Consider the following 1,263-nt stretch of genomic DNA (forward strand, 5'->3'; position numbering starts at 1 on the left):
ATCGTCAACTTCTTTCTTAGCAGCATCTTTTTCTTCTTGCGTTAATTCATTACGTGCATCGATGGCTGCTTTCTTAGCAGTTGCTGCATCTTCAATAGCGTTCTTAGCAGTTGTTTTAGCGTCTGCACTTGGGTTAATCTCATTGATTGCAGTAATACCGTCTGTCTTAGCTGTGTCTACTTCTGCATTTGTTGTCGCATTATCAACATTTGCTTTTGCTTCCTTAGCCTTATCGTCAACGTCTTTCTTAGCAGCATCTTTTTCTTCATCTGTCAAATCTTTACGATTATCAATAGCTGACTTTTTAGTTTCCGCAGCTGTATCAATGGCTGCTTTTGCTGCATTTTTACTATCTGCATTTGGATTAACTTCGTTAATAGCAGTAGTACCGTCTGTCTTAGCTGTGTCTACTTCTGCATTTGTTGTTGCATTATCAACATTTGCTTTTGCTTCTTTAGCCTTATCGTCAACTTCTTTCTTAGCAGCATCTTTTTCTTCTTGCGTTAATTCATTACGTGCATCAATGGCTACTTTCTTAGCAGTTGCTGCATCTTCAATGGCGTTCTTAGCAGTTGTTTTAGCGTCTGCACTTGGGTTAATCGCATTGATTGCAGTAGTACCGTCTGTTTTAGCTGTGTCTACTTCTGCATTTGTTGTTGCATTATCAACATTTGCTTTTGCTTCCTTAGCCTTATCGTCAACTTCTTTCTTAGCAGCATCTTTTTCTTCTTGCGTTAATTCATTACGTGCATCGATGGCTGCTTTCTTAGCAGTTGCTGCATCTTCAATAGCGTTCTTAGCAGTTGTTTTAGCGTCTGCACTTGGGTTAATCTCATTGATTGCAGTAGTACCATTTGTTTTAGCTGTGTCTACTGCTGCATTTGTTGTCGCACTATCAACATTTGCTTTTGCTTCCTTAGCCTTAGCGTCAACGTCTTTTTTAGCAGCATCTTTTTCTTCTTGCGTTAATTCATTACGGGCATCGATGGCTGCTTTCTTAGCAGTTGCCGCATCTTCAATAGCGTTCTTAGCAGTTGTTTTAGCGTCTGCATTTGGATTAACTCCGTTAATTGCATCTGTTCCATCTGTTTTAGCTGTGTCTACTGTTGCATTTGTTGTTGCACTATCAACATTTGCTTTTGCTTCCTTAGCCTTATCGTCAACTTCTTTCTTAGCAGCATCTTTTTCTTCTTGCGTTAATTCATTACGGGCATCGATGGCTGCTTTCTTAGCAGTTGCTGCATCTTCAATAGCGTTCTTAGC

General features: G+C 39.7%; 1 protein-coding gene. It reads right to left on the bottom strand.

The features are described 5' to 3' along the window. The coding region (locus E4T68_RS08895) for a DUF1542 domain-containing protein (RefSeq protein ID WP_135126038.1) at window positions 1-1,263 on the bottom strand (1,263 nt) is incomplete at both ends.

Source organism: Granulicatella sp. WM01 (genome assembly GCF_004570605.1).
Taxonomy (GTDB): Bacteria; Bacillota; Bacilli; order Lactobacillales; family Aerococcaceae; genus WM01.